This window comes from Sorangium sp. So ce693 (assembly GCF_051521375.1).
GTDB lineage: Bacteria > Myxococcota_A > Polyangia > Polyangiales > Polyangiaceae > Sorangium > Sorangium atrum.
The window spans coordinates 5,499,009-5,523,619 of the sequence record NZ_CP150347.1 but is presented as its reverse complement, the minus strand read 5'-3'; the positions used below and the strand labels follow the sequence as shown (position 1 = coordinate 5,523,619).

15 protein-coding genes are annotated in these 24,611 nt (G+C 73.6%); 6 read left to right on the top strand and 9 right to left on the bottom strand.

The features are described 5' to 3' along the window. Nucleotides 1-56: 56 nt before the first annotated feature. Together WMF14_RS20610 and WMF14_RS20605 are read left to right on the top strand one after the other, a co-directional pair. A complete protein-coding gene (locus WMF14_RS20610) occupies nucleotides 57-1,079 on the top strand; it encodes a methyltransferase (protein WP_437803267.1) in 1,023 nt (340 codons plus the stop codon). A gap of 96 nt (nucleotides 1,080-1,175) precedes the next feature. Next, nucleotides 1,176-2,930 carry a hypothetical protein gene (locus WMF14_RS20605; RefSeq protein WP_437803266.1) on the top strand — a complete coding sequence of 585 codons (1,755 nt, stop codon included), beginning with the start codon at nucleotides 1,176-1,178 and terminating at the stop codon, nucleotides 2,928-2,930. 254 nt (nucleotides 2,931-3,184) lie between these two features. Here WMF14_RS20605 and WMF14_RS20600 read toward each other — a convergent pair whose 3' ends face one another. Further along, nucleotides 3,185-5,080, bottom strand: coding sequence for an NACHT and WD repeat domain-containing protein (locus WMF14_RS20600; protein WP_437803265.1), 1,896 nt, complete (start codon nucleotides 5,078-5,080; stop codon nucleotides 3,185-3,187). Nucleotides 5,081-5,436: 356 nt separating this feature from the next. On the opposite strand from WMF14_RS20600, the gene WMF14_RS20595 reads away from it, so the two are divergent. Beyond that, nucleotides 5,437-5,685: a hypothetical protein gene (locus WMF14_RS20595; RefSeq protein WP_437803264.1), complete on the top strand. Its 249-nt coding sequence runs from the start codon at nucleotides 5,437-5,439 to the stop codon at nucleotides 5,683-5,685. A gap of 125 nt (nucleotides 5,686-5,810) precedes the next feature. On the opposite strand, the gene WMF14_RS20590 is transcribed toward WMF14_RS20595, so the two are convergent. The 3 genes from WMF14_RS20590 to WMF14_RS20580 all read right to left on the bottom strand — a co-directional run bounded on the left by WMF14_RS20590 (nucleotide 5,811) and on the right by WMF14_RS20580 (nucleotide 7,383). Further along, nucleotides 5,811-6,323: a DoxX family protein gene (locus tag WMF14_RS20590; RefSeq protein WP_437803263.1), complete on the bottom strand. Its 513-nt coding sequence runs from the start codon at nucleotides 6,321-6,323 to the stop codon at nucleotides 5,811-5,813. Nucleotides 6,324-6,347: 24 nt separating this feature from the next. Next, on the bottom strand, nucleotides 6,348-7,142 hold the full coding sequence (locus WMF14_RS20585) for a helix-turn-helix domain-containing protein (protein ID WP_437803262.1): 795 nt from the start codon (nucleotides 7,140-7,142) through the stop codon (nucleotides 6,348-6,350). A gap of 73 nt (nucleotides 7,143-7,215) precedes the next feature. Further along, nucleotides 7,216-7,383 carry a hypothetical protein gene (locus tag WMF14_RS20580; protein WP_437803261.1) on the bottom strand — a complete coding sequence of 56 codons (168 nt, stop codon included), beginning with the start codon at nucleotides 7,381-7,383 and terminating at the stop codon, nucleotides 7,216-7,218. A gap of 5 nt (nucleotides 7,384-7,388) precedes the next feature. Between WMF14_RS20580 and WMF14_RS20575 the strand changes: the two genes are divergently transcribed. Beyond that, nucleotides 7,389-8,015 (top strand): recombinase family protein, encoded by a 627-nt coding sequence (locus WMF14_RS20575; RefSeq protein ID WP_437803259.1) that lies wholly within the window; start codon nucleotides 7,389-7,391, stop codon nucleotides 8,013-8,015. A 16-nt stretch (nucleotides 8,016-8,031) separates the two neighbouring features. Here WMF14_RS20575 and WMF14_RS20570 read toward each other — a convergent pair whose 3' ends face one another. Beyond that, a complete protein-coding gene (locus WMF14_RS20570; protein ID WP_437803258.1) occupies nucleotides 8,032-13,683 on the bottom strand; it encodes a pentapeptide repeat-containing protein in 5,652 nt (1,883 codons plus the stop codon). Between the two features lie 460 nt (nucleotides 13,684-14,143). Between WMF14_RS20570 and WMF14_RS20565 the strand changes: the two genes are divergently transcribed. After that, the gene (locus WMF14_RS20565) at nucleotides 14,144-16,858 is read left to right on the top strand and encodes a dynamin family protein (RefSeq protein WP_437803257.1); all 2,715 of its coding nucleotides are present in this window, start codon (nucleotides 14,144-14,146) and stop codon (nucleotides 16,856-16,858) included. Nucleotides 16,859-16,939: 81 nt separating this feature from the next. Here WMF14_RS20565 and WMF14_RS20560 read toward each other — a convergent pair whose 3' ends face one another. From WMF14_RS20560 to WMF14_RS20550, 3 genes are all read right to left on the bottom strand, one after another. Further along, entirely contained in the window at nucleotides 16,940-18,493 is a 1,554-nt protein-coding gene (locus WMF14_RS20560) for a protein kinase domain-containing protein (RefSeq protein WP_437803256.1), read from the bottom strand. A gap of 53 nt (nucleotides 18,494-18,546) precedes the next feature. Next, the gene (locus tag WMF14_RS20555) at nucleotides 18,547-20,136 is read right to left on the bottom strand and encodes a 3,4-dehydroadipyl-CoA semialdehyde dehydrogenase (protein ID WP_437803255.1); all 1,590 of its coding nucleotides are present in this window, start codon (nucleotides 20,134-20,136) and stop codon (nucleotides 18,547-18,549) included. A 173-nt stretch (nucleotides 20,137-20,309) separates the two neighbouring features. Further along, nucleotides 20,310-21,827, bottom strand: coding sequence for a TolC family protein (locus tag WMF14_RS20550; protein WP_437803254.1), 1,518 nt, complete (start codon nucleotides 21,825-21,827; stop codon nucleotides 20,310-20,312). Nucleotides 21,828-22,098: 271 nt separating this feature from the next. Here WMF14_RS20550 and WMF14_RS20545 point away from each other — a divergent pair, with 271 nt between their 5' ends. Next, nucleotides 22,099-23,037: a hypothetical protein gene (locus tag WMF14_RS20545; protein ID WP_437803253.1), complete on the top strand. Its 939-nt coding sequence runs from the start codon at nucleotides 22,099-22,101 to the stop codon at nucleotides 23,035-23,037. 37 nt (nucleotides 23,038-23,074) lie between these two features. Here WMF14_RS20545 and WMF14_RS20540 read toward each other — a convergent pair whose 3' ends face one another. Beyond that, a complete protein-coding gene (locus tag WMF14_RS20540) occupies nucleotides 23,075-24,553 on the bottom strand; it encodes a hypothetical protein (RefSeq protein ID WP_437804250.1) in 1,479 nt (492 codons plus the stop codon). Nucleotides 24,554-24,611: the final 58 nt, after the last annotated feature.

Sequence of the window (24,611 nt, the reverse complement as noted above, 5' to 3'; positions counted from 1 at the left end):
GGGCGTGCGCTGCGACGGGCGAGCAATCCGACGGGCACGAACGAGAGGGGGAAGTCATGATGTCGCATCAGGATGCGGAGCCGTCTCCCGCGCTGTTGATGGATGCGTTGGGCGCCCACGTGCGTACGGCGGCGCTGAAGGGGGCCATCGAGCTCGACCTGTTCACCGCGATCGCAGCGGGCAACGAGACCGTCGCGGAGCTGGCCGGCGCCTGCGGTGCTTCCGAGCGCGGCATCCGCATTCTCTGCGATTACCTGGTCATCCTCGGGTTCCTGACCAAGGACGAGCGGCGGCATTACCGCCTGACGGTCGACTCGGCTGCGTTCCTCGACCGGCGCTCGCCTCTGTACCTGGGCGGGGTCACCGAGTTCGTCCTCTCGCCGATGGTGATGGAGGCCCACCGGGATATCGCCGCTGCCGTGCGCAAGGGCGGGACGGTGCTGCCCGACGAGGGGACGATCGCGCCCGAGCACCCAGTGTGGGTGAGGTTCGCGCGCGGCATGGCCCCGCTGATGAGGCTGTCGGCGCAGCTCATGGCGAACATCGTCGAGGTGCCGGGCGGCAGGCCGGTGCGCGTGCTCGACGTGGCGGCGGGCCACGGCGTCTTCGGGATCACGCTGGCCCAGCGCCATCCGAGCGTCGAGGTCGTGGCGCTCGACTGGCCCGCGGTGCTGGAGGTGGCGCGGGAGAACGCCGAGGCTGCCGGCGTGGCCGAGCGGTGGCGGCCGCTCCGCGGCAGCGCGTTCGATGAGCCGTTCGGCGAGGGGTACGACATGGTGCTGCTGACGAACTTCCTGCACCACTTCGACGTGCCGACGTGCGAAGCGCTCCTGCGCAAGGCGCGCGCCGCGCTGTCCGAGGGCGGCCGGGCGATCACGGTGGAGATGGTCCCGAACGAGGACCGCGTCTCGCCCCCGGGCGCGGCGTCGTTCGCCATGACGATGCTCGTCCAGACGTCGCGAGGCGACGCGTACACGGAAGCGGAGCTCGGCGCGATGTTCGGCCGCGCAGGGTTCTCGCGGACGGAGTTTCACCCGCTGCCGTCCACGAGGCAGGAGCTGGCCATTTCCTACCGCTAGCGAGCGGGCGGCGCGACCTCCCGACAGCGAACGAGCGGGCGGTGCGACGCCCGGCCGGAGGGCTGTCGGCCAGGTCGTTTACACTGGGAGGCGGCGATGAGGAGCCGCCCTTTCATCACGCTGCGCCTCCCCAGGGTCGTGCATCCGGGCGAGATGTTCGACGTCGGGCTCTCGCTGGAAAGCGCTGCGGAGACGCCCATCAAGTTCGTGCGCGTGGCCCTGCGGCACACGCACGAGCAGCTGGTTCCGGGCGAGGGGACCTTCGAGGTCCGCGACCTGCTCCTCCTCAGCGAGGAGGTGGCCGGGGAGGGGCGGCTCGGCGAGGGGATTCACCGCTACAGGGTCTCGTTCGCGCTGCCTGGTGATCTCCCGCCGACGTTCGCCGGCGCCTTCCAGGCGTGCCGGTGCGAGGTCCGCGCGCACGTCTCCATTCCGTGGTGGCTCGACGCCCGGGAGAGCCGGGAGGTCCTCGTCCGGCCCAGGTCTGCGCAGCGGCCGGAAGACGAGCCGTTCATCGACGCGAGCCACCGCGGGCGCGGCGCCTTCGTCGAGGTGTCGCTGCCGGGCCGGACCCTCACCCCGGGCGCGATCCTGACCGGGGCCGTCGCCTTCGGTGGTCTCCCGGGGCGCTACCCTTTCGGGCTCCGCGTCGCGCTGGTCGGCAATGGGGTGGAGCAGGTGAACGCGCGCAGCGGTTCGTACGAGAGCTGCCCGAACGTGTTCTTTCAAGATGTCACAGGGATCGCCGAGGGAACGGAGGTGCCTTTCCGCATCGCTTTGCCGAGCGATCTCGCGCCGTCCTTCAGCCTCCGCGAGGTCGCCCTGGAGTACGCGCTGGAGGTGACGATCGAGCACCTGGCGGGCGGGGAGCTGGTGCGACACCGCGTGCCGGTGATCGTCGGCCTGTTCGAGCCGCGGACCGGGCGCGATGGCAAGCGGCCCCGGGTCGGCGCGGATCGCTGGCGCGCGGTCTGGGCGCGCGCGGGGAAGCGGGTGGGGCTCTCGCTGGAGCGGGGCCTGCGGCTCCGCGGCGTGCGCGCGGGCTGCACCGTCGAGGTGACCTCTGCCGTGAAGGGATTGAGGCCCGGCCTTGGCGCGACGGTGCGGTTCGCGGAGCCCTGGGGGTTGCGCCTCGACGTCCAGTGGCGGCGCGTGCTGGAGCTCGATGGGCTGGAGACGGGGGAGGAGGGGTTCGATCGGCGCTTCCGGTTGGTCGGACGGGAGGAGGCGCAGGTGCTGGCCGTGCTCGGGCCTGCGCTCCGGCGTGCGCTGCGTGCTTTCGATCGAGCCGACGTGGACGACAGGGAGGCGTGGGTGTGGAGCGCCGCGGAGGCGTCGGACGAGCAGGCGCTCGACGCGTTCCTGGCGCAGGTCAACGCGCTCGCGCAGGCGCTCGCGGAGGCCGGCGCGGCGCTGCCGCCGCCGGCGGCGATGGCGGCGTGGCTGCCCGCGTGGCGCCGCTTCGCGGAGGAGAGCGACGGGGCGCTCCGGGTCGGTTCGATGCGGCTCTCGGGGACGCTCGAAGGGGCGCGTTTCGAGCTGGAGACGCTGTTCAAGGGGGCCGTTCCTGCGAGGACACGGGTCTCGTTGCGGCTGGATCCGCCGATCGAGGGCGCGGCCAGGCCGAGGAACGCGGCGGAGCAGGCGATCGCAGCGGCGATCCTGGAGCAGGCGGCGCGCGTCGGGGGCGTTGCGGAGGCGGAGGAGGGGGTCGCGGTGGCGCCGGGCGCGATCGCGGTGGTGATCGGGGCGCCGCTCGCGGATCCGGCGGCGGCGCGGGAGGTCCTGCGGCCCATGCTGGCGCTCGCGCGGCAGATGCGGGGGGAGGGGCGGGGCGGGCCGTACCGGTGAGGGGGAGCGAGGGCGGGGACGAGATATGGCCGGGGGCTGGTCGGCAGGGCGGGCGAGGATGTCGGATATGGCCCGGCGGCCGATCGGCAGGGCAGGCGGGTATGTCGGATATGGCCCGGCGGCCGATCGGCAGGGCAGGTCGGTATGTCGGATATGGCCCGGCGGCCGATCGGCAGCGCAGGCGGGCATATCGCGAGTTGGCCGAGGGCTGGTCGCCAGGGCAGGTGGGTATGTCAGGAGTTGGCCCGGGGGAGCTATCCGGAACGCTCTTGGAGCTCCGAGACCGCGCGGCGGTCGGACGCCGAGACGATGCGCTGGCCATCTGGGCTGATCGCGCAGCCATTAACATTGCCGGAGTGCCCTTCGAGGGTGGAGAGGAGCTTCTCGATCGCAAGGTCCCATACCTTGAGCGTCATGTCCCAGGAGGCCGAGACGATACGCTGGCCATCCGGGCTGAACGCGCATGCCTTGATCAGACCGGAGTGGCCTTCGAGGGTGTAGAGGAGATTCCCGGTTGCAAGTTCCCACACGTTGAGCGTCCTGTCCCAAGAGGCCGAGACGATGCGCTGGCCATCTGGACTGATCGCGCAGGCATGGACCGGACCGGAGTGGCCGTGCAGCGTGCGTTCCTCTCCAGTCCACATCCGTACTGGATGCAGCAGCCGGATCTCCGGCAGGCCGCGCGGGAACCGCAGCGTTCGCGCAATTCGCTCCTCCTCCCAGCCGGCCGAGCGCAGCCGGTTGTAGACCAGCTCCGGCAATGCTTCCGGCGCATCGCGGAGCCAGTGCGACTCGGCCTGCACCGCTCGATGGAGCAGGTCGATGTCGCCGTCCCAGAGGTCCTTCGCGCCGAAGCGCAGTGTTTCTTCGAGCGCCGCGGGGCCATCCTCGCGACAGAGCGCCCCCAAGAGGCCGAGATCCCGGCACAACCCCCGCGCTTTCTCCTTCTCGCCCGCCGCGAGGCTATGCGCGATCGCGTGTCGCGCGGCATATCGCCTCCGGAACTCGCTCTCCCGTTCTGCTACAGGCCACCGCGCCGCCGTCTCCAGCAACCGCCGGTGCATTTCGACCATGCGCATCGGCCCGAGCTTGTCCGCGACGAACGCGCGGAACGTCTCGTGGTACGGCCGGTACGCCCGCGCGCCGCGCCACGACGCTGGCTCCTCCAAGAGCAGCGCCCGCGCGGCGTGGAGGAAGTCCTCGCCGGCCTCCATGCCCTGCCATCCCCACGCCGCCTCGATCTCCTCGAGCGGCAGCGCCTCGCGCGCCGCGCAGACCATGCCTAACCCGTTCGTGACGAGCCCGAACTGCTCGCGCGGCAAGCCCCGGAGCTGGCGCCAGATCTGCTCCAAGAACCCGCTCAGCCCGCGTGGCAGGCGCTCCACGCGCCTTTGTTCGACCGGCTGCTCTTCGAGCCATTCCCTGAGCTTCACCGCATAGAGCAGGTTCCCCTCCGCACTGATGACCGCCTCCTCGACGAGCCGCGGGTCGAGGGGAGGCGTGAACCGCGGCGCCTGATCGCTCCAGAAGGCGCGGCAGGCCTGCTCGTTCGAGCTCGCCCATGCGGGCGCGTCGAGGTCGATGCGCCGCACATTGCCGCGGCGCTCCAGCCAGTCGAGGTGCGGATACTGCGGGCGCGAGGCGCAGAGCGTGTGCACGCGCGGCGGCAGCGCATACGGCAGGAAGCGTGGCAGCGGGTTCTGCTCGGCGCCGTCGCTCCGCGCCTCGTCGAGGCCGTCCACGACGAGCACCAGGCGCTCGCCTCGGGGGACGAGTTCGTGTTTCGAGACCTTCGCCAGGAGCTCGATCAGCCGGCTCTCCGGCCGCGCTTCGGGGTCCTTTTGCGCCGGGAAGAGCGCCTCGATCTGCGCCGAGAGGGAGCGCGCGACCGCCTCGGGGCGATCCCAGTCCATGACGTCGCGTCGGAGGAAGTGGTGCGGTGCCCTGTGGCCGCGCTGCTCTTCCACGTCGAGCCACCGCGAGAGGATCGCGCTCTTGCCCATGCCGGGCCCGCCCGTGACGAGCACCCAGCGGCCTGACGTCCCCGCGCCGTCGAGGTGGCGATCGATGGCCGAGAGCACGTCCTCTCGACCGAAGAAGTGCTCGTGGCGGCTACGCTCGATACCGAAGTCGAAGAGCTCTCTCGCCACGGCGCCAGTCTAACAGACGACCTCCTCGCTGCCGCCAGTCGGCAGATCGCCGCCGCGACCCCTCTCAATCCGGTGCAGCGCTGGCCCGAGTGCGCCGCAGATCGTTCCGCACCACCTTGGGCCCGCTGCGGGGTTGCTCCGGCTCCGGTTTCACCTCGATCGACCGATGCCGCGTCGCGTCGATCCGTCCCGCTGCCGAGATCGGTCGGGCTGACGAACCTGCCCGAACCGCTTCGAACCGTAAACCCAGCGCGCGAAGAAGTAACGGTAGCCGTCGCGCGGAGCCTGCTGCGTCACCTTCGGGTCGGCGTGCTAGAAGGAGCGCCCTATCCGCTCGTTCCGGAGGAGCACTCTGGATGCATACCGTTCGCAAGCTGTACGAGAGCGACGAGCAAGGCACAGTGCACGTTGACCTGGACGTCGGCGCCCCTCACCGTCGAGTCGAGGTCGTGCTCGTCGGGCAGAAGATCGATGGCGCCCAAGCCCCGACGGAGGCGCTGGAGACGAAGCGGGCCGAGCTCGAAGCGCTGGCCGGCTCCTTGTCAGATGATCCCATCGCGCGTCCCGCACAGCCGCTCCTCGAGACCCGGCTGCCCATCGAATGAAGTACCTCCTCGACACCAACACCTGCATTCGATTCCTCAACCAGCGGTCGCAGGCGCTCATCGATCGCCTGACCGCGACATCCAGGACTTTGAGCTATCCCAACTCATCCGCCGGCCCGGTCGCCTCAATCGGCAGCGCCTCGCGTGCCGCGCAGACCAACCCCAGCCCGTTCACGCTTCGTCCGCTCCCCGGCACGGGAGCAGATCGCCACGGCGACCGTCGCGGCGACGAACACGATCTGCATCAGCGTTCGCGGCACCAGCGGCGTCACCGGGCTGCCGCCCAGGCTGAGCCCCGCGCGCGCCGCATACACGTTCGCAGGAAACATCGCCAGGAGCAGCACCGTCAGCCCCGCGGCTGCCCACGGCGCGAGCCGCGGAACCAGGAGCGCCGCCGCGCCCGCGATCTCCAGGACACCCGTCGCAGCCACGAGGAGCTCGGGGTAGGGCAGCGCCGGCGGCACCATCGCCACGAGCTCGGCGCGACGGCTCCCGAAGTGGGCCGATCCGGTCAGCAGGAACATCGCCGCGAGGGCGTACCGCAAGCACGTCACCCAGCTCCCGAGGTGCCTGACGCCGAGGCGCCCGAGGACAACGAACAGCGCGAACGAGATCGAGAGGATGAGCAGAGGTGCCATGCCCTCAAGGTGGCGACCCGCTCCTCACCCGTCTTGAACGAGCTGGCTACGGCGTCTCAGATCGGAGGGGCTCACCCCGAACATCCGGCGGAAGGTCCGGGTCATGTGCGCCGCGTCGGCGAAGCCGGCCGCGCTGGCAGCCTCCGAGAGCGCCGCGCCGCCGGCGATCGCCGCCCCGGCGCGCTCCAGCTTGAGCCACAGGAGGTACGGCCGCAGCGGCACGCCGACGCTCTCCGTGAAGGCGTGCATGAACCGCCCCGGCGAGAGTCGCGCGATGCCGGCCAGCGCTTCGAGCGACGTGTCCGCGTCTCCGGCGCTCGCCCGCAGGTGGCGCAGCACCCGCTGGACCCCGGGGTGCCTCGGCCTCGGCGAGGACGGCGGGACCGCGATCCCCAGCGCCTCGAACACGCCGGGCAGCGCCGCCGAGAGCCCGGCCTCTCCACGCTCGGCGACGCACGACCGCAGCCGATCCGCCGTCTCGCTGCTCATGACCTCGATGGGCGACGCCCCGAGTGCCTGGGCGAGCCCCTCTCCGACGTCGCTCTCCGGCTCGATGAACACGATGAGCACACGGGCGCCCGACGCGTCGATCGCGTGCGCGGTGTCCGGGGCCGTGAGGACGGCGCTTCCTCGCTGGAACGCGTCCCTGACGGCCGTCCCGATCTGGAGCTCGCCGTCGAGCGCCAGCACGAGGTGCCAGCAATGGTGGGCGTGCAGCGTGCTCCGCTCTCCAGGGCCCCACGTCGCCAGCACGGAGGGCCACGGGCGCAGGATGCCCACGGGCGCGGCGAGGCCTGTCGTTCTCGGCGGGAGGAGCATTGGTCGGAGGCTACCCGGACTGCTGCGAGAACCACCTTCGGGCCTCGACGGTCCGGGCCTCGCTGTGCCCGAACTACGGTAGCAGATCGTCGTCCTCCGCCGCCGCCGCGCCGATCTCGACGATGAGCAGCGCGAACGCTCCGCCCCCGAGCTGTCGGTAGCCCGGCGATCTCCGCCGCGCGCTGACGAGCCACCCGTGACCACAGCGCTGGACAACCGTCGCCGTCCAGGGTTGTCTCATCCAGGATGACAGCGTGCCGGTTCAAGCGCGGCAGCCCCGAGCGCGCCGTGGCCTACGTCCGCATCTCCACGGACGCCGTGTGCGCCTCGGCTCCAGAGCAGCGCCAGGCGATCGAGGCCTGGGCCAGCCGGGAAGGCGTCGAGATCGTCGCCTGGCACGAGGATCGCGGGGAGGACATCGGCGACCGGCCCGGCTTCGCGGCGGCGCTCGACGCGGTCACCCTCGCCGGCGCCGGCCTGTTCGCGGTCGCGAGCGAGGACCGCGCCAGCATCGCTGGGCTCAGCGGCCCGTACCGGTCCGCCGCGGGCGAGCGCGGCGCGCGCCTCGTGACCGCCGACGGGAGCGGGATGCCGGACGGGACGCACCGCTGCCCGATCTGCGGCGATCCCTTGGACCTGTGGCCACGCCACCCGCGCGCTGTGTGCGGGCTCTGCAAGCACGAGGCCACCGACGAGGCCGGGCGGCCTCTCGAGTTCTTCAACACGTCATTCGAGGGCGGCTTCGAGGCGCGCTACGCGGATACCGGCGAGCCTCGGGACAGCCACGCATGCGTCATCCGGGGCGTGCGGTGCCGCGCCGACGAGGCCCGGTTCGGCGGGATCGTGATCGAGGCGATCGGCGGGACGGCGTAGAAGATCAACCGAGCCCTCAGCGCGCCTTGGCGACGCGGAGCGCCTCGACCGCGCGCCGGATGCCCTTGGCCACCTCGGTCCAGGCTTCGTCCTGGTTCTGCCAGGACGTGACCGGCTTGCCATCGGCCGGGAGCGCCTGGAGCCGGGCGAAGGGGGCGCCGTGCCAGTCGGTCTGCCGGAGGAGGACCGGAATGACGCGGGCCTGACCGGCGTCATGCCGCTCGAGGGCGCGCTTCATCTCCCTGTCAAAGCAGTAATCGGAGGCGAGGAAATCGGCGCTCACGAGGAGCAGGATCACGTCCGCGTCTTCGAGGTGCCTGTCGATCTGGCCAGCCCAGTCATCGCCGGCCGCGATACGGCGGTCGTGCCAGCCCCGGACCAGGCCGTCGCGCTCGAGGAGGGCGAGGTGCTTCTCCAGGTCGTTTCGGAGCCCCTCGTCCTCGTGGGAATAGCTGAAGAAGAGGCGGACTCGGTTGGTCGTCGAGACGCTCTCCCTGGCCGTCGAGGCGTGGAGCGCAGGCGACGCGGGGAGCAGCGGCTCGTCGTCCGGGATGCGCAGGCCAGGCACCAGCGCGTCGAGCTCGCCCGGCTCGAAGCGGCAGAGGTTCGCGGCGTGCCAGAAGCCTCCCGCGACGTTGCCGCCGAGCTTGTAGCGGCCGTCGGGGCGGAAGGCGACCCAGCCCTCGGGGAGCTTGAGGAGCACGGCGCGGCAAGCGCCGGTCAGCACGTCCCAGAAGCGGACGGTGCCGTCGGTGGAGCTGGAGAGCAGCGTCTCGCCATCCGGCATGAAGGCCATGTTCACGATCTCGCCGGTGTGCCCCTGGAGGACGCGCGCCATCTCGCCGGCGGACACGCGCCAGAGGAGAACGCTGCCGTCGTCGGACCCCGACGCGAGCCAGGCACCGTCGGGGCCGAAAGCCAGGCTTATCACCGGGCCGGCGTGGCCGCGCAGCACGCGTGGTTCACCGCCCTCGGCGAGGGGCCAGAGCCGCACGGTCGTGTCGTCCGATGCCGAGGCCAGCGTCGATCCATCAGGGCTGAACGCCACGCTCTGCACGACGTGGCCATGACCTTCCAGCACGCGCACCGCTCCTTCGCCGTCCACCTTCCACAGCCGGATGGTTCGATCGACCGATCCTGAGGCCAGCGTCGATCCATCAGGGCTGAACGCCACGCTGCTGATTGCATCGTCGTGGCCTTCCAGCACGCGAAGCGGCTCCGCTGTCTCGGTGTGCCAGAGTCGCACTGTCCTGTCGAGCGAGCCTGACGCGATCACGGCACCGTCATGGCGGAAGGCGAACTCCGTGATGTCATGATAATGCCCGCTCAACACGCGCGCCGAGCGGCCTGCGCCGAGCCTCCGGAGCCAGACCGTGTGGTCGCGCCGTGCGAACGCCAGCGTCGTCCCGTCAGGGCTGAAGGCCAGCTTCGCGGAGGAGATGCCGCTATCCATGAGCGGCGGCAGCGCGGTCCACGTCGACATCCGCCAGAGATGAGCGCCAAAGTCCTCGGAGGCGAGCGCGAGCGTCGCGCCATCGCTGCTCAACGCCATCGCCATGGACACGTTCGGCTGTCCTTTCAGCACGCGCAAGGCGCCGCCGGTCGACACGTGCCACAGCCGCACCGCGCTGTCCTTCGAGCCCGAGGCGAGCGTCGCGCCGTCAGGGCTGAACGCGACGCTCGTCACGCCACCCAAGTGGCCCTCGAGCGCGTGTAGCGCGACGCCTGATCGATTCCACAGCTGCACGGTCCCGTCGCTCGAGCCAGAGGCGAGCGTCGCGCCGTCGGGGCTGAACGCGACGCTCCTCACATGTCGCGCGTGGCCCTTCAGCATGTGCAGCACCTCGGCCGTCGATACGCGCCAGAGGCCGATGTCGTAGTCCAGGGAGCCGGAGGCCAGCCTCTCGCCGTCGGGGCTGAACGCGACGCTGAGCACGCCAGCCCGGTGGCCGCTCAAGATGCGGAGCGTCTCGCCCGTCGCGACCTTCCAGAGCCGGACGATGGTGTCGTGGGCTCCGGAGGCCAGCGTCTCGCCGTCAGGGCTGAACTTGACGGCCATCACTCCATCCAGATGGCCGAGGAGCACGGCGATCGGCTGGAAGGTGGCCACCTGCCAGAGCCGGACGGTGCGGTCAGAAGAGCCGGAAGCCAGCGTCTCGCCATCAGGGCTGAACGCCACGCTGTTCACGTGTCGAGAGTGCCCCTTGAGCACGCAGAGCACGTTGCCAGTCGACACGTCCCACAGCCGGACGGTGCAATCGGCCGAGCTGGACGCGAGCGTATCCCCGTCAGGGCTGAAGGCGACGCTCGTGACCCTGTCGGTATGGCCGTCCAGCCTGCGCAGCGCGCTCCCGGTCGCCATGTCCCACACCACGATCCCGTGGGAGTGACCCGATGCGAGCAGGGTCCCATCGGGGCTGATCGCCACGGCGTTGCACCGGCTCCCTTGCACCCAGGCGGGCTCGAACCTCGCCGCCTCCGGCATCGCCGCGCCGAACGTGTCGCACCCGTCGAACCGCGCCCCCCGCGCCCCCACGAGCTTCGCCCCGCGCAGCCTCGTCGAGGCGAGCGTCGCCCCCGTCAGATCCGCGCCCACAAGGCGCCCCCGGATCGCCGTCGCCCCCGTCAGATCCGCCCCGGTGAGGTTCGCGCCGGTGAGGTCCGCGCCGTCGAGCAGCGCCTTCGCCATCAGCGCACCGCTCAGGTTCGCCCTTACGAGCTTGGCTTCCCGTAGATCTGCCCCCCGCAGGTCGCACCCGCTGAGATCCTTCCCCGAGAGGTCCTGCCCCCGCAGGTCCGCCCCCGCGAGGTTCATCCGCTCGCTCACCCCGAGCCCCATCCGCCCGTCGATCCGCAGCGCGTTCGCCGCCGCCACCGTCCCCCACGCCCCGCCGAGCGCCGCGCGGACCCATGCCTCCGCCGCCTTCCGGCCCGCGAGCGCCCCGAAGAAATCGGCCATGAGGTCGCTCAGCTCGCGCTGCTCGAGCGCCGCCGCCTGCCCGGCGCGCTGCACCTCCTCGGCCGCCTCTCGCGCCACGAGCCACTCGAGCACCGACTGGTGGATGAACCGGAAGTTCTCCTGGTCGTCCCACACGAGCAGCGTCCCCGATCCGATCTGGTGCGCCGTCACCCCGACATCGAGCTCGTGCCGTCCGAGGGCCTGCAGCGCCGCGATGAGCTCCGCCGGCAGCTCGCGCACGTTCACGCTCTGCTCCGTCCGCTGCCACAGCCGCGTCGCGAGCTCCGTCACCGCCCGCCACCGCTGCGCCACCGACAGCCCCGGCTGCGCGCCCTTCGGGTGCGCGCGCTCGTACTCCCAGACGAGCCACCGATCCAGGAGCAGCTTGTAAAGCCCCGCCGAGGTGATCTCCCCGTCGCCCGACTTCGCCTGCCGCAGCTGCGCCTCCTCGATCTCGGCGATGAACCCCAGCATCCTCGGGTTCGCCGACAGGCCGAGCAGATCCTTCACGTCCGCGAGCAACCGCATGCGCGCGTCGGCCGCCTCCTCGCCGCCGAGCCGGTTGAGGAGGAACCTGCGGATCTGCGCCTCGGTGAACGGCAAGAGCCGCGCGAGCCGGTAGCCGGGCAAGAGCGCGGCCTTCTCCGCCAGCGCGGACCGCACCTGCTGCTCCGAGATGAAGTGCTGGCTACGGCTCGTGACCACCACCTTCGCCGCCTTGCCCTGCGCCGCCTGGATCAGCGTGTCGAAGTGCTCGACCGCGCGGTCGTACGTCACGCGGAAGGCGAGCTCGTCGAAGCCGTCGAACAGGAGGGCGATCCGCCCCTCGGCCAGCATGTGCCGGAACGCGGGCAGATCGATCTTGCCGAGCCCCGCGAGCGCCAGGTGCTGCGCGATGAGCGCGTTCAGGTCGCGCGCCTTCTCCAGCGCGCGCATCTCGATGAGCACCGGCGTCAGCGGGCCGCCCGCCCTGCCCATTCGCCGCGCGAGCTCGTGCAGGAGGAACGTCTTGCCCGTGCCGAAGTCGCCGAGCACCAGCACGAACCGGCTGTGCTCCGAGTCGAGCAGCTCCGCGACGGCGTCGAGCGCGCGCTCGCGCGCCACCTCCTCCTGGCCTGTCGTGAGCGCGACGCGCTGGTCGACGTAGAGATCCGGCGGATACGTGGGGTCTCGCTCGAGGCTTGCGTTCTGCCACGCAAGGTAGCCGCGGAAGTCGATGAGCCCCTGGTACTCGAGGAACCGCACGAGGCGCACGCGCCGCGCGCTCGCGTAACGCACGAGCTCCTCCGGCGCGGGCTCGCCGCCGTAGACCAGCGTGGACACGAGGCCCGGATCCTCGCGCCGGTACGAGGCGTCGATGCTCTCGATGAACGCGGAGACCGCCTCGGTCGAGATGCCGCTCTCGAGCGCCGCGAGCGGCGCGATCCGGACGATGCCGCCCTCGTTGACCGAGACGCGAAGGTAGACGCCGAAGGGGAGGGGCGCGTCGAACCACTCGATCTTGACGCCCTCGGGCTCGCGCAGCCTGCACACGCGCTCGACCCGCGAGAGGAAATCGTCGCTGCGCCCTTCCCCCGGGAGGAGGATGTCGTCGCCGTGCGGATCCGCGTGGCCGCCCCGCGCCCGCGCCGGGAAGCGGCGCAGCCTCGGGCCTCGGCCGGCGTGCTCGGCGCGCGCAGGCGCAAGAAAGCGCCTCAGAAAGGCGACGAGGAACTCCGCCGAGGCGCGGCACGCGAACGCGCGGAAGCTGTCGTCCCTGTCGTGGTCGGCGTGATCCGAGACCGCCTTCGCGATGATCGACCGCCTCCCGAGGCGCTCCGCGACGTGGCCGATCGTCGCCGCCTCCACCTCGACGCCGAGCACCTTCCGCCCGATCGGCTTCAGCCGCTCGAACAGCCCCGCGTCCTCCTGCACGGCCTTGCCCGTGGCGATCGGGCCGATGTGCACGCGGAACGGCCGGGCCGGCGGCGGGCCGTCCGGGTGGAGCAGGCGATCCCGGCGGACCTGCGCCACGCCCGCCTCCGTGAGCTCGAGGCCGCCGTCGCCGATGCGGAGCACGCCCGCCGCCTCCAGCTCGCCGATGCGCTCGGTCCAGCCCGGGCACCGCGCTGCGCGCTCCGGCCGCGAGACGGGCGGCGGTCCCCCCTCCACCTGGCTCTCGTAGAGCGCGTGCCGGAGCCACCACGCCTGCGACGGCCTCGACGGCGGGCGCTCGGCCGCGAACGCCGCCTGCCGCTCGAACTCGCGCGCGAAGGGCGCGGCCTCCATGGTCCACGTGCGCTCGAGGTTGTACGTCTCGATGTCGTGGAAGAAGGCGCCCTCGCCGCCGCCGTGGGCGACGCGCTTGCCCTCGTCGTAGCTGTAGACCCGGTCGGCGACGATGACGTCGCCGAGCGACACCTCGCCCCGCTTGCCGGCGCAGATGCCGCACATCGCGAGGCACCCCGGATCGAGCTCCTCGATGAGCCCCTGCGCCCTCGCCGCCGCAGCGCTCTCGCCCATCCGCCCCGACCACGCCGCGGCGACGCGGAGCGGCTCGCCGCGGTCGTTCGAGAGGTCGCGGACGAAGTACGGGAACCCGCCCGGATCCCGCGCCTCCCGCCAGCCGTCTCGACCGCCCTCGCCGAGGGCGAGCACCGCCTCCAGCTCGTCCTGCAGCGCGGTGACGATCAGCGCGTCGACGCGCCCTGTAACGATGTCGGCCGGCACGGGTCCACTCTAACAACAAGCGCTCACGTTCCGGGCTCGGGCCAGGTCGAGACCTGGCCGAACGCTCGTCGCCAGACCCTGACTGGGTCCCGACCTGATCGAGCGCTGGTGGTCAGATCCTGAGTGGGCCCAGACCTGGCGGTCTCCTCGTTTTCGAGGCGTGGTCCAGATCGAGGCCTGGCAAAACGCTCGTCGCCAGACGCTGAGCAGGGCCCAGACCTGGCGGTCCCCTCGTTTTCGAGGCCCCGCCCAGGTCGAGATCTGTCCGAGCGCTCGTCGCCAGACGGCTGACCTGGGCCCGGACCTGGCGGTCCCCTCGTTTTCGAGGCCCCGCCCAGGTCGAGATCTCCAGCGAGGCTCCCCGGGGGAGTCGCCGGCCAGATCGGAGCCTGGCCGCCCGCCGCGCCGGCCTTCGTTTTTCCTTGGACGACCGCCCTCCCGGAAGGCTTTCATCCGGCCCATGGCGAGGCTCGTCGAGGCGCTGAACCGATTCTTCGGGCGGGTCGAGATCCTCGCCCTCGGCCTCGAGAACGAGCGCAGCGCCGCCGAGGCCGCGCTCGCGAAGGGCATGCCCCTCGAGGCCCGCGAGCACGCCCGCACCATCCTGTCCGTGCTGCCCGACTCGGCCGTCGGGCTCGCGCTCTGGGCCGACGCCGCGGAGGACGCGTGGCTCGACCAGGAGGTCGTCGCCGCGCTCACGGATCTCGCGAAGCGCGTCCCCTGGCGCGCCGACGTGTGGCTCCGCCTCGGGCGCGCGGGGCAGCGCGTCGGCTGGGACGGCGCGCGCGACGCGATCGAGCGGGCCACGTCGGCGCCGGAGGAGCGGGACGCGGCGCGCCTCGCGCTGCTCGATCTCTCGGACCTCGACCTCGCCGCGGGCGACCCGGCCCGCGCGCAGCGCTGGCTCGACCGCATCCCGGCGCCGCTCACGACCGTGCCCGACCGCGACGTGGCCCTCCGCCGCGCCGAGTGCGCGCTCGCGTACGGCGATCTCGACGGCGCGCGCGCCGCCGCGGAGATCCTCGGCGAGCCCACCGCGATCGAGGGGCGCGCCGCCCTCGTGCTCGCCCGGCTCGCGCTGGCCGAGGCGAGCGCCGCGGCGGCCTCCTCCGCGGCGGGCTCCTCCGCGGCCCTGCCGCCCGCCGTGGTGGGGCGGGCGCTCGACCTCGGGCTGCGGGCGCTCGTGCTCGACGTCCCCGGCGCTGCGGAGCTCTGCGCCGCCCTGGTCGCCGCCTCCCGCGACGTGCTCGTCGTCGACCGCGTGCGCCGCGTCGTCCGCGCCGCCGGCGCGCTCGACGAGCCGACCTGGGCCGCCGCGTTCGCCTTCGCCGAGGGGCGGCGCGACGACGCGCGGCAGGCGCTCGCGCGCGGGCTCTCCGCGGGCGACCGCGCCGCCGCGGCGGCGCTGCTCCGCATGGCCGTCGAGACGCGCGACCTCGGCGCGCTCGACGCGCTCGTCGCGCGCGGCAAGGCCAAGGCCAAGGCCAAGGACGACGACGAGGAGCCGCGCGGCGCGGCCGCGCCCCCGCTCCCGCCCGACCTCGTCCGGCTCCGCGACGCCGCGGCGATGGCGTCCGCGGGGCAGGGGAGCGGCGCGCTCGACGCGCTCGACGCGGTGACCGGCGAGGGCGCGGCGTGGGCCGACGACATGCGCCGCGCGATCGCGCAGGCGTGGGTGCCCCCCGCGGACGGCCCCGCCGGGGCCCGCGCCGCCGCCGCGTGGAGCGACGTGCTGCGCGAGCTCGCGCGCACGGCCAAGCTCCTCGACCGGCTCGACCTGCTCGCGGCGATCGAGGCCCTCGCGGTGGAGCGGGAGCGGCCGCTCCGCGCGGCCGTGGTGGGCGAGTTCAACGCGGGCAAGAGCACGTTCCTGAACGCGCTGCTCGGCGAGGACGTGGCGCCGACCGGCGTCCTGCCGACGACCGCGACGCTCCACTGGGTCGCCTGGGCGCCCGATCCGTTCGCGCGCATCGTCGTGCGCGGCGGGCAGGACCGCGTCGTGCCGCACGCGGCGCTGAAGGACACGCTGCGCGCGCTCGCGGCGGCCGGGGACAAGGTCGCGCGGGTGTTCATCTACGCGCCCATCGAGCGGCTCAAGCGCGTCGAGATCCTCGACACGCCCGGCTTCAACGCGCCCGACCCCGATCACATCGCCGAGGCGCGGCGGGCGTTCGACGAGGCCCACGTCGCCATCTGGCTGCTCGACGCGCCCCAGGCGATGAAGGAGTCGGAGCGGCGGGTGCTCTCCGAGATCAGCGCGCTCGGCGTGCCCGTGCAGATCCTCGCGAACAAGGCCGACCGGCTCAAGCCCGACGCCCTGGAGACGGTGCTCGCGCACGTGCGTGACAGCCTCGCGGCGAGCTCCATCGCCTCGCTGACGCCGCCGATCGCGTTCTCTGCGCGGCTCTCGCTGAAGGGGCGCCTCGGCGACGAGGCGGCGCTCGCCGCGTCGGGGTGGGCCGAGGTCGAGGCGCTCTTCGCCGAGCAGATCGTCGACGCGAGCGACGCGCTCCGCGAGCGCGCGCTCCGCCGCAAGGCGGGCCGCATCGCGGCCGAGCTCGCCCAGACGGCGTCGGCCCGCGCGGCCGAGGATCGCGAGGCCGGGCGGCGGGCGCGCGCCGAGGCCGACCGGCTCCGCGCGAGCGCGGCGTACCTGCGCCGCGAGCGGCGCGCGCTCGCCGCGGCGATCGACAAGGCGCTCGAGCCGGCGCGCCGGGAGCTCGCGTCCGACCTGCGCCCGATCGCGGCGCTGCCCGAGGAGCGCAAGCGCACGGACGCGAGCGTCCGCGCCTACGTGCAGGAGCGGCTCGTGGCGCGGCTGAGCTGGCCGCTCTCCGCCGAGATCGCGAGGGCGGCGCGGGCCGGCGCGGAGCCGGCGGCGCGCGGCGTGCGGGGCGCGAGCGGCGCCGACGAAGGGGGCGCCGCGCCCTCGTCGCGGGCGGCGGCCCACGTGCGCGCCGTCCTGATGGGCATGGTGGCGGTGCACGACGCGCCCGACGAGCTCGCGGCGCGCCCGATCGAGGGCGTCGTCGAGGCCGCGATCGACGCGTTCGCGATGGCGCTGTCGGCCGAGGCGGAGGCGCCGGTCCCGCCGCCCGCGTCCGCGGCGGTCGAGCTGCGCGCGCAGGCGCTCCGGGCCGCCTTCGAGGCGCGCGTCACGCCGGCCAGCGCCTGAGGCGCGAGGCGTCGGCGGCTCGGGAAGAACGGCCGCCTTCGAGGTGCCCGCCGTACCCGCCCGCGCCGAGCGCGCGAGGCGTCAGCGGCTCAGGAAGAAGGCGAGCACCCCGAGCGCCAGCCCGATCACCAGCGCCAGCGGCACCACGAGCTTGACCATCCACAGGTCCGTCGGGCGCGCGGGCGGGCGGCGATCGCGCCGGATCGGCGCCGGCGCGATCTCGATGACGCTCTCGGCCGAGGACCGCGAGGGCGGCCGCGGCTGCGCGGCGGCGGTCGCGCCGGCGCCTCGCGGCGCGTCCGGCCGGGGGGACGGCGCGCGGGCGCCCACGGCGGGGAGGAGCGGCCCGAAGTCCTTGCGATCGTGGATCACGACGTCGCTCGCCGGCGGATCGCTCGTCGGCGCGACGAGCCGCCGCACCGCCGGGAGCGTGCGCGAGAAGTCGTCCGACGTCGGTCCGGCCGGCGCCTCGCGCGGGAGGGCGATGCCAGGGAGCGTCGCGGCGAGCGACAGGATCGCGCTCGACGGCGGCCCTTCCGTCAGCGGCGCCTCGCGGAACACGGACTTCGCCAGCGCCTCGCCCCGCTGCGCCGGCGGCGGCGTGTCGCCCTCGCGCATCGGCGGCGCGGCCGTCATGGAGCTCCGGAGCGACGGCGGCATCGCCACCTCGAGGGTCGGAGCGTCCTCGGGCGCGCTCGTCCGGGCGGCCGGGAGCAGCGCGTCCGACAGGTGGGGCAGGAGCCGCTCGAGCTCGTCGCGCAGCTCGGCCGCGCTCTGCTGGCGCTGGTTCGGCCACTTCGCGAGCGCGGTGAGGATGATCGCCTCGAGGGCAGGGTGGATCTGCGGCAGGAACTGGCTCGGCGCGGGCGGCGGCTTCCGGAGGTGATCCATCGCCACCTCCCACGCGACGGCCGTCGGCGGGAAGGGGAGCCGGCCCGTGACGAGCAGGAACAGGAGCACCCCGCACGCGTACACGTCGCTGCGCCCGTCGATGACGTCGCCGCGGCACTGCTCCGGGGACATGTACGCGGGCGTGCCGACGACCACGCCGACCGTGGTGACCGAGCCCCAGACGCTGATGGGCGCGCTGTTCGGCCCGTCGTCGCCGGACCGGCCGTTCCTCTCGACCATCTTCGCGATCCCGAAGTCGAGCACCTTCACGCGCTCGACCGACGGATCCGCCGGATCCCGCACGACCATCACGTTCTCGGGCTTGAGATCGCGGTGCACGATGCCGCGCGCGTGGGCCGCGGCGAGGGCGTCGGTGATGCCGATCAGGAACCGCGCGGCGCGGGCCTCGGAGAAGCGGCGCTCGGCGAGCAGGACCTCGAACAGGTCCTGCCCGGCGACGAGCTCCATCACGATGTACGGCAGGTGCCCTTCCACGCCGGAGTCGAGGATCTGCACCGTGTTCGGGTGGTGGAGGCGCGACGCCGCCTTCGCCTCCCGGTAGAAGCGGGTGACGAACGTCTCGTCGCCGAGCAGCTGCGGGTGCATGATCTTGATGGCGACGTCGCGCGGCTCCGCGTCCTGCTCGCCGCGGTAGACCGCCGCCATCGCGCCCTCGCCGATGAACCCGGTGACGCGGAAGCGCCCTGCGATCGTCTTGCCGATGAGTTGCGGGCCGGCGCTCATGGGCGAGACTTCACCATAAAGTCCACGGAAAGAGCTACCCCGGCCTTCGCGATCTACGGCTTCGCCGGCGCGGGGCGCGGCTCGCCCTTCGCCCCGAGGATCGCCTCCAGGACCGGCCGCGACCCCTGCACGGCGGTGCGCTGCGAGTAGAAATGGAGCCCGCGCAGGCCGCCGAGCTCCTCGCCGCCGCCGGCGCGGCCCGGGCCGCCGTGGATCGTCTGCGGGAGGACGGTGCCCGGGCCGGGCGCCTGATCGGCGATCTTCTCGCTGCCGAGCAGGACGCGGCCGTGGTACGGCGCGACGCCGAGCAGCACCTCCGCCGCGAAGGCGCGGTCGTCGCTGTAGACGGAGCAGACGAGGCTCCCGCGGCCCCGGCGCAGCAGCGCCACGGCGTGCGCCGCGCCGCCGTCGTACGGGAAGAGCGTGGCGACGGGGCCGAAGACCTCGTGCTCGTGCGCGGCGGGCGCGCCGTCGGGGCCGCTCGCGACGAGCAGCGTCGGCGGCACGAAGTACCCCTTGCCCGGGGGCACCCCGATCACCTCGAAGGGCGCGGCGCCGCCGAGCGCCACCGCGGCATCCGCGGCCAGGCGCTCGATGCCCGCGCGCACGCCGCGGAGCTGGTCGGCGGTGGTCAGCGGACCGACCGTGACGCCGTCCTGCGTGGGATCGCCGACCCGCGCGTCGCGGAGGCGGTCGACGAGGTCGTCGCGCACGGCGTCGACGACGGCCGCGGGCGCGAAGATGCGGCGGATCGCCGTGCACTTCTGGCCGGCCTTCTGGGTGATGTCGCGCACGACGTCGCGCAGGAACATCGCGTACGTCTCGGAGCCGGGGGCGGCGTCGGGGCCGAGGACGGCGCCGTTCAGGCTGTCGGCCTCGACGTTCACGCGGACGCCCTCTCGCGCGAGGCCCGGCATGAGCCGGAGCGCGGCGCCGGTGGCGCTCGATCCGGTGAAGGCGAGGACGTCCTCGCCGCCGAGGTGCGCGAGGAGATCGCCCGGCGGGCCGGCGACGAAGGAGAGCGCGCCGCGCGGCAGCGGGGCGCGCTCGGTGAAGATCTTCATGAGCCGGAGCGCGACGAGCGCGGTGCTGGTCGCGGGCTTCGTGATGACGGGCATCCCCGCGAGGAGCGCGCAGGCGGCCTTCTCCGCGAGCCCCCACGCGGGGAAGTTGAAGGCGTTGATGTGCACAGCGACGCCGGGGCGCGGGACGAGGATGTGCTGGCCGAAGAAGCGCGGCGAGCGCCCGAGCTGCACGCCGTCGCCGTCCGTGAGCAGCCGCGCGTCGCCGAGCTGGGCGCCGAGGTCGGCGTAGTAGGCGAGCGTGCCGATCGCGCCGTCGACGTCGAACTTGGCGTCGCCGCGCGTGTTGCCGCCGTTGCGGATGGCGACGTCGAGGAGCGCGTCGCGCTCGGCGTGCGCTGCGCGCGACATGGCGCGGAGCAGCTCGCCGCGCTCCGCGAACGTGAGCGCGCGGAGCGCGGGTCCGCCCTCGGCGCGCGCGAACGCCGCCGCGGCCGCGAGGTCGAGACCGTCCGTGCTCGTCTCGGCGAGCGGCTCCTCGGTCGCGGGGTTGACGAGCACGTGCGGCGCGCCCTGGCCGGCGCGCCACTGACCTTGGACGTAGCTCTCGAGCCGCTCCATCGGGCGCGTAGCCTACTCGCGCGGTCGCTCGGCACAACCCCCGCGCCGGGCGGCGCGCGGCGTTCCGGTCGCGCTCGGTGCGCGCCGGGTCGCTGCCGCGCTCGGCGTTGCGGTCGCGCTCGGCGTGCGTCGCGTCGCGGCCGCGCTCGGCGCGCGCACGTCCTGCGCGCACCTCATCTGCACGAGGCGGACGAGAGCAGCGCCGTGATCTTCGCCTTCACCACCTCGAACTCCTTCACCGCGAGATCGAGCTCGGCCTCCCGCTGCCTGCGGCCGGACTCGACCAGATCGAAGCTCGTCGCGGTGCCGGCCTCGAACGCGACCTGCGTGAGGCGCGCGGTCTCGCGCGCGAGGTCGCGCGACTGCTCGGCGACCGCGCGCGCCTGCTCGGCGACGGCGACGCCCCGGACCGCCTGCGTCGTCTCGAGCCCCGCGGTGCGCTCCACCGCCCCGAGGCGGACCCGCTGCTGCTCGACCACGGCCCGGTTGATCTCGAGATCGCCGTAGCGCGCCCCGCCGTCCCAGAGGGGGACGGTGAGCACGGCGCCGATGGACCACCCCCAGGACCGCGCCCGGCGGGTGGACTCGTCCCCGAGCGAGGTCTGAGCGCTCAGCGTGCTCGACAGATCGACGTACGGGGCGAACGCGAGCTTCGCGTCGGTGAGGTTGCGCTCCGCGATCTCGAGCTCGGCCCGGGCGGCGCGGACGTCGGCGCGCTGATCCGAGCGCGCCTCGGCGCACTGCGACTGCACCTCCGCCGCGATCGCGTTCAGCGAGAAGCCCTGCGGGACGCCGACCTCGCCGCGCTCGCCCAGCACGGCCCCGAGCGCCTCCCGCGCCTTGCGCAGCGCCTCGTCGCCGGACACGAGCGTCGCGCGGGCGAGCGCGACGTCCTGCTCCGCGCGGACGACATCGAGCTTCGTGCCGGTGCCGAGCCGCTCGCGCCGCCGGGTCAGCTCGAGCCGCTCGAGCGCGCTGCGCAGGCCGACCCGGTTGATCTCGCTGACCCGCTCGGCCGTGACGATCGAGACGACGGCGTCCGCCGCGGCGCCGACGGTGATGCGGCGTCGATCCTCCAGGCTCAGCCTGGCGACGTCCACCGAGCGCCTGGCGGTGCCGATGCCGTACCAGGCGCGCGGGGCGAGGACGGGCTGACGGAGCGTGAGCGACGCCGTGAGGGTCGTCGGAGCAATCTCGATATCCTGGCGCGCGCCCGACGGATCCTCGGGGGGGGGCACGAAGCCCGACGGGAGACGCTCGGCGCTGCCGCCCGCCAGCTTGTGATTCACATCACCGTGCGCGTCGAGGCTCGGGAGCGCCGCGGCGAGCGCCCGCCGCGCGACCCCCTCGGCGCGGGCGACCTCCTGCACGGCGATGGCGAAGTCGACCGACCGCTGCTCGATCATCGCGCGCGCGTCGTTCCAGCTCGCCAGCGTGCGCGCCGGCGGGGGGAGCGGCGCGAGCGCCGGGTCGTTCACCTCGATGCGCTGCGGCATCGCCGCCGGCGCGGCGGCCGCCGTCGGGGGCGCCGCCGCTGGGGCCGCTGTGGGCGCCTGCTGGCCCGGCCGCGCCTGAGTCTGCCGGCCCGGTCGACCCTGGGGAGGCGCCGGCTGCGCGAGGGCGACGCCTTGGCACAGGGCGAGGACGGCGAGGTGGCTGACAGCGACCATGCGGAGCCGGCGATGGAGCATGCGCGACTCGATGCGCCGGACAGGGCGCGACGACAAGCCCGAAGCGGGGCAGGGGCGCGCTCCCGCCCTGTGCGCGTGTGCGAAACCGTGGGCGCGACGAGCCCCCGCCGTGGGTCACGGTCGTGGCGACGAAACCCGGATGCGCCACTATTCTGGACCACCGATGCCAAGCCGGTTGCCCCCGATCGACATCTGCCTCGGCTGCGGGACGCGGCGGCGATGCGGCCCCGCGGACCCCTGCGCTCGTTGCGGCGAGCCGCCTCACCGCGCCGTGTGGCGGCGGTCCGAGCCGCGGGGCGCGTCGCCGAAGATCGAGCTGTTCCTGAGCGCGATCACGAGCGGGTTGCTGCTCGCGTACACGGCGCTCTACGGGTTGCTCCTCTCGGGCCTGGCCGGGGCCGCGGACGACTCCCTGCCGGCCGCGGGGCTGTTCGCGGCGAGCGTCCTGCTCGGCGCGAGGCTCGCGCGGTGGATCGTGCGGTCACTGTTCGATCTCTGGGGCACGACGTGGGCTTACTGCTCGGCCGACGGCGCCCGCCGGGGGACCGTGCGCACGCTCCTCGGGTGGTACGGCGCCGGCGAGGGCGTGAGCCTGACGGGGTTCCACCCGACGAGCGCGGGCTCGACGCTCTTCTGTTCCTCGGACGCGATCGAGGCGGGGCTCCCCGTCGTCGCCGCGAACCTCTCGCGCATCGCGGGGGCCAAGGGCGGCGACGCGTTCTCACCGTTCGAGGTGCTGATGCTCAGCGCCTTCACCGGCCTCGTCGCGCGCGGCGAGGCGACCATCAGCAGGGCCACGGCGGTGCGCTGGCGGAAGGGCTGGCTCGGCGCCGCGCGGCGCGGCGCGCCGAAGCCGATGTTCACGATCGAGCGCTGCGGCGATCGCGAGGAGGGCAGCGCGATCGAGCGCGAGATCCTCTCGGCGCTGCAAGCGAAGGCGGACGGCCTCGCGCTCCTCGCGGAGCCCACGCCGCCGGGGGGCTACCGCGACGCCGCGTGGCGGCCGCCGCCCGCGCGGCTCTGCATCGAGGAGGTGCTGTGCCCCCGCGCGCTCGCGCTGGCGGCGAGGGCGCTCCGGAAGGAGCCCCGCGGCGGCGCTCCGGTCGCGGTCGCCGCGGCGCTCGACGAGTTCGGCAAGCGCGACCCCGCCCGGATGAGCCACCTCCGCGTGCTGCTCGCGGAGCAGCACCGCCGCACGTTGTCAGCGTGATCGGCGCATGAGCCGCGCGTGAGCGGCGGCGCGGCGCTCAGTGCCAGACGCCGATGCCGGCGCTCACGCTGTCGTAGCGAGGCGCGAAATCCATGGACGCCTGCAGCGTCAAGGCGGTGTCGGGGACCAGGCCCCAGAAGGTCGTCGACAGCACGCGGACGTCCGCGCCGAACGTGAAGTGCTGCCGGCCGACACGCCCGCCCCCCAGGCGCCCGAAGCGGTTCGGCTCGTAGTAGCTGCCGAACCGCGTGTGCACGCGGCCCGGGATCGGCTCCGTCTCGATCCCGAACCGCGGCGAGAAGCTCACGTGCGCGCCCGAGGTGCCCACCGCCGACGGGCCGTGCTCGCTCCCGGGCTGCTTCTGCGCCAGGAAGCGCTCCAGGCTCACCCCGTTCGACACAGGGCCCGTGACGAGGAGCTCCGCCGTGATGAGCAGGTGCTCGCGCGGCCAGTTCCAGTAGCGGGCGCGCCGCTCCGCCTCGAGGACGGCCGGCCCCGCGGCGAGCTCGCGCTCGTCGGCGGCGCGCTCGCGCGCCCGTTCCATCGTGAAGACGCGCTCGCGCCGCGCGCGCTCCTCCGGGTCGTGGATGGCGCCGAGCTCGCGCTCCCTCCGCTCCTCCCGCGCGGCCTGCCTGCGCGCGACCGCCTCGCGGAGCTCCCGCTCCTGCACGTGCGGATCGATCCACGCCGGGTTGAGCGGGCGCGGTCCGACCTGCACGGCGAGCCCGACCTCGAGCTCCCAGGGGAGGACGACCTCGTTCGGCAGGATCAGCCCGCCGGCGCGGCGGACCTGCCCGTCCATCACCACGCCCTCGCCGAGCAAGCCGCCGCCGTTCACCGGGAAGCGGAACGTGGCGCCGAGGCGGTAGGACGCCCAGTCGGGGCGCACGAGCACCCCGAGCTCCGGGGAGATGCCCGCGATGGTCAGGTTGGTCTGCTCGGCGCCGAGGTTGAGCGTCACCGCGCGCGCGCCGGCGCCCAGCACGAGCGCGTCGCCGAGGAGGCGGACGCCGCCGAGGAAATGGTACTTGCCGATCACGACCGTGGTCTCGGCGCCGGCCTCGTCCGTCAGGGAGTACCGTTGCAGCTCGGCGTTGACCCCGACGCCGAAGTCGCCCGCCTGGAGCTGGCCGCCGAGGGTCAGGTACACGAAATTCGAGTAATCGAGATCGATGTCGCCGCTGTTGTCGAAGTCGTTGTTCTCGAAGAGCTCGATGGGCAGCGAGATCGACGCGGCCACGTCCCACTCGAACCAGCGCATGCTGAACGGCTCGCGGAGCGCGGGCGCCGCGGCGTTGGCGACCATGCCGGCGATCCCCTCGGCGTAGCCGGCGTAAGCGCCGGCGATCCCGGTCACGCGCAGCGGCGCCAGGATGGGCCCCTGGAAGAGGTCGATGGTGTAGGCGTTGTCCTGGAGCGGCTGAGCCAGCGCGGCCCCGGGAGGGCCCAGGAGGAGGGCCAGCGCGGAGAGCGCCGCAGCGGATCGGCGGGCGATGATGCGGAGCGCCGCGGTCATGTCGGTCACCTCGCGCTGCTCCCGTCCAACAGCATCTCGTCGCGCCCGCGGCGAGGTG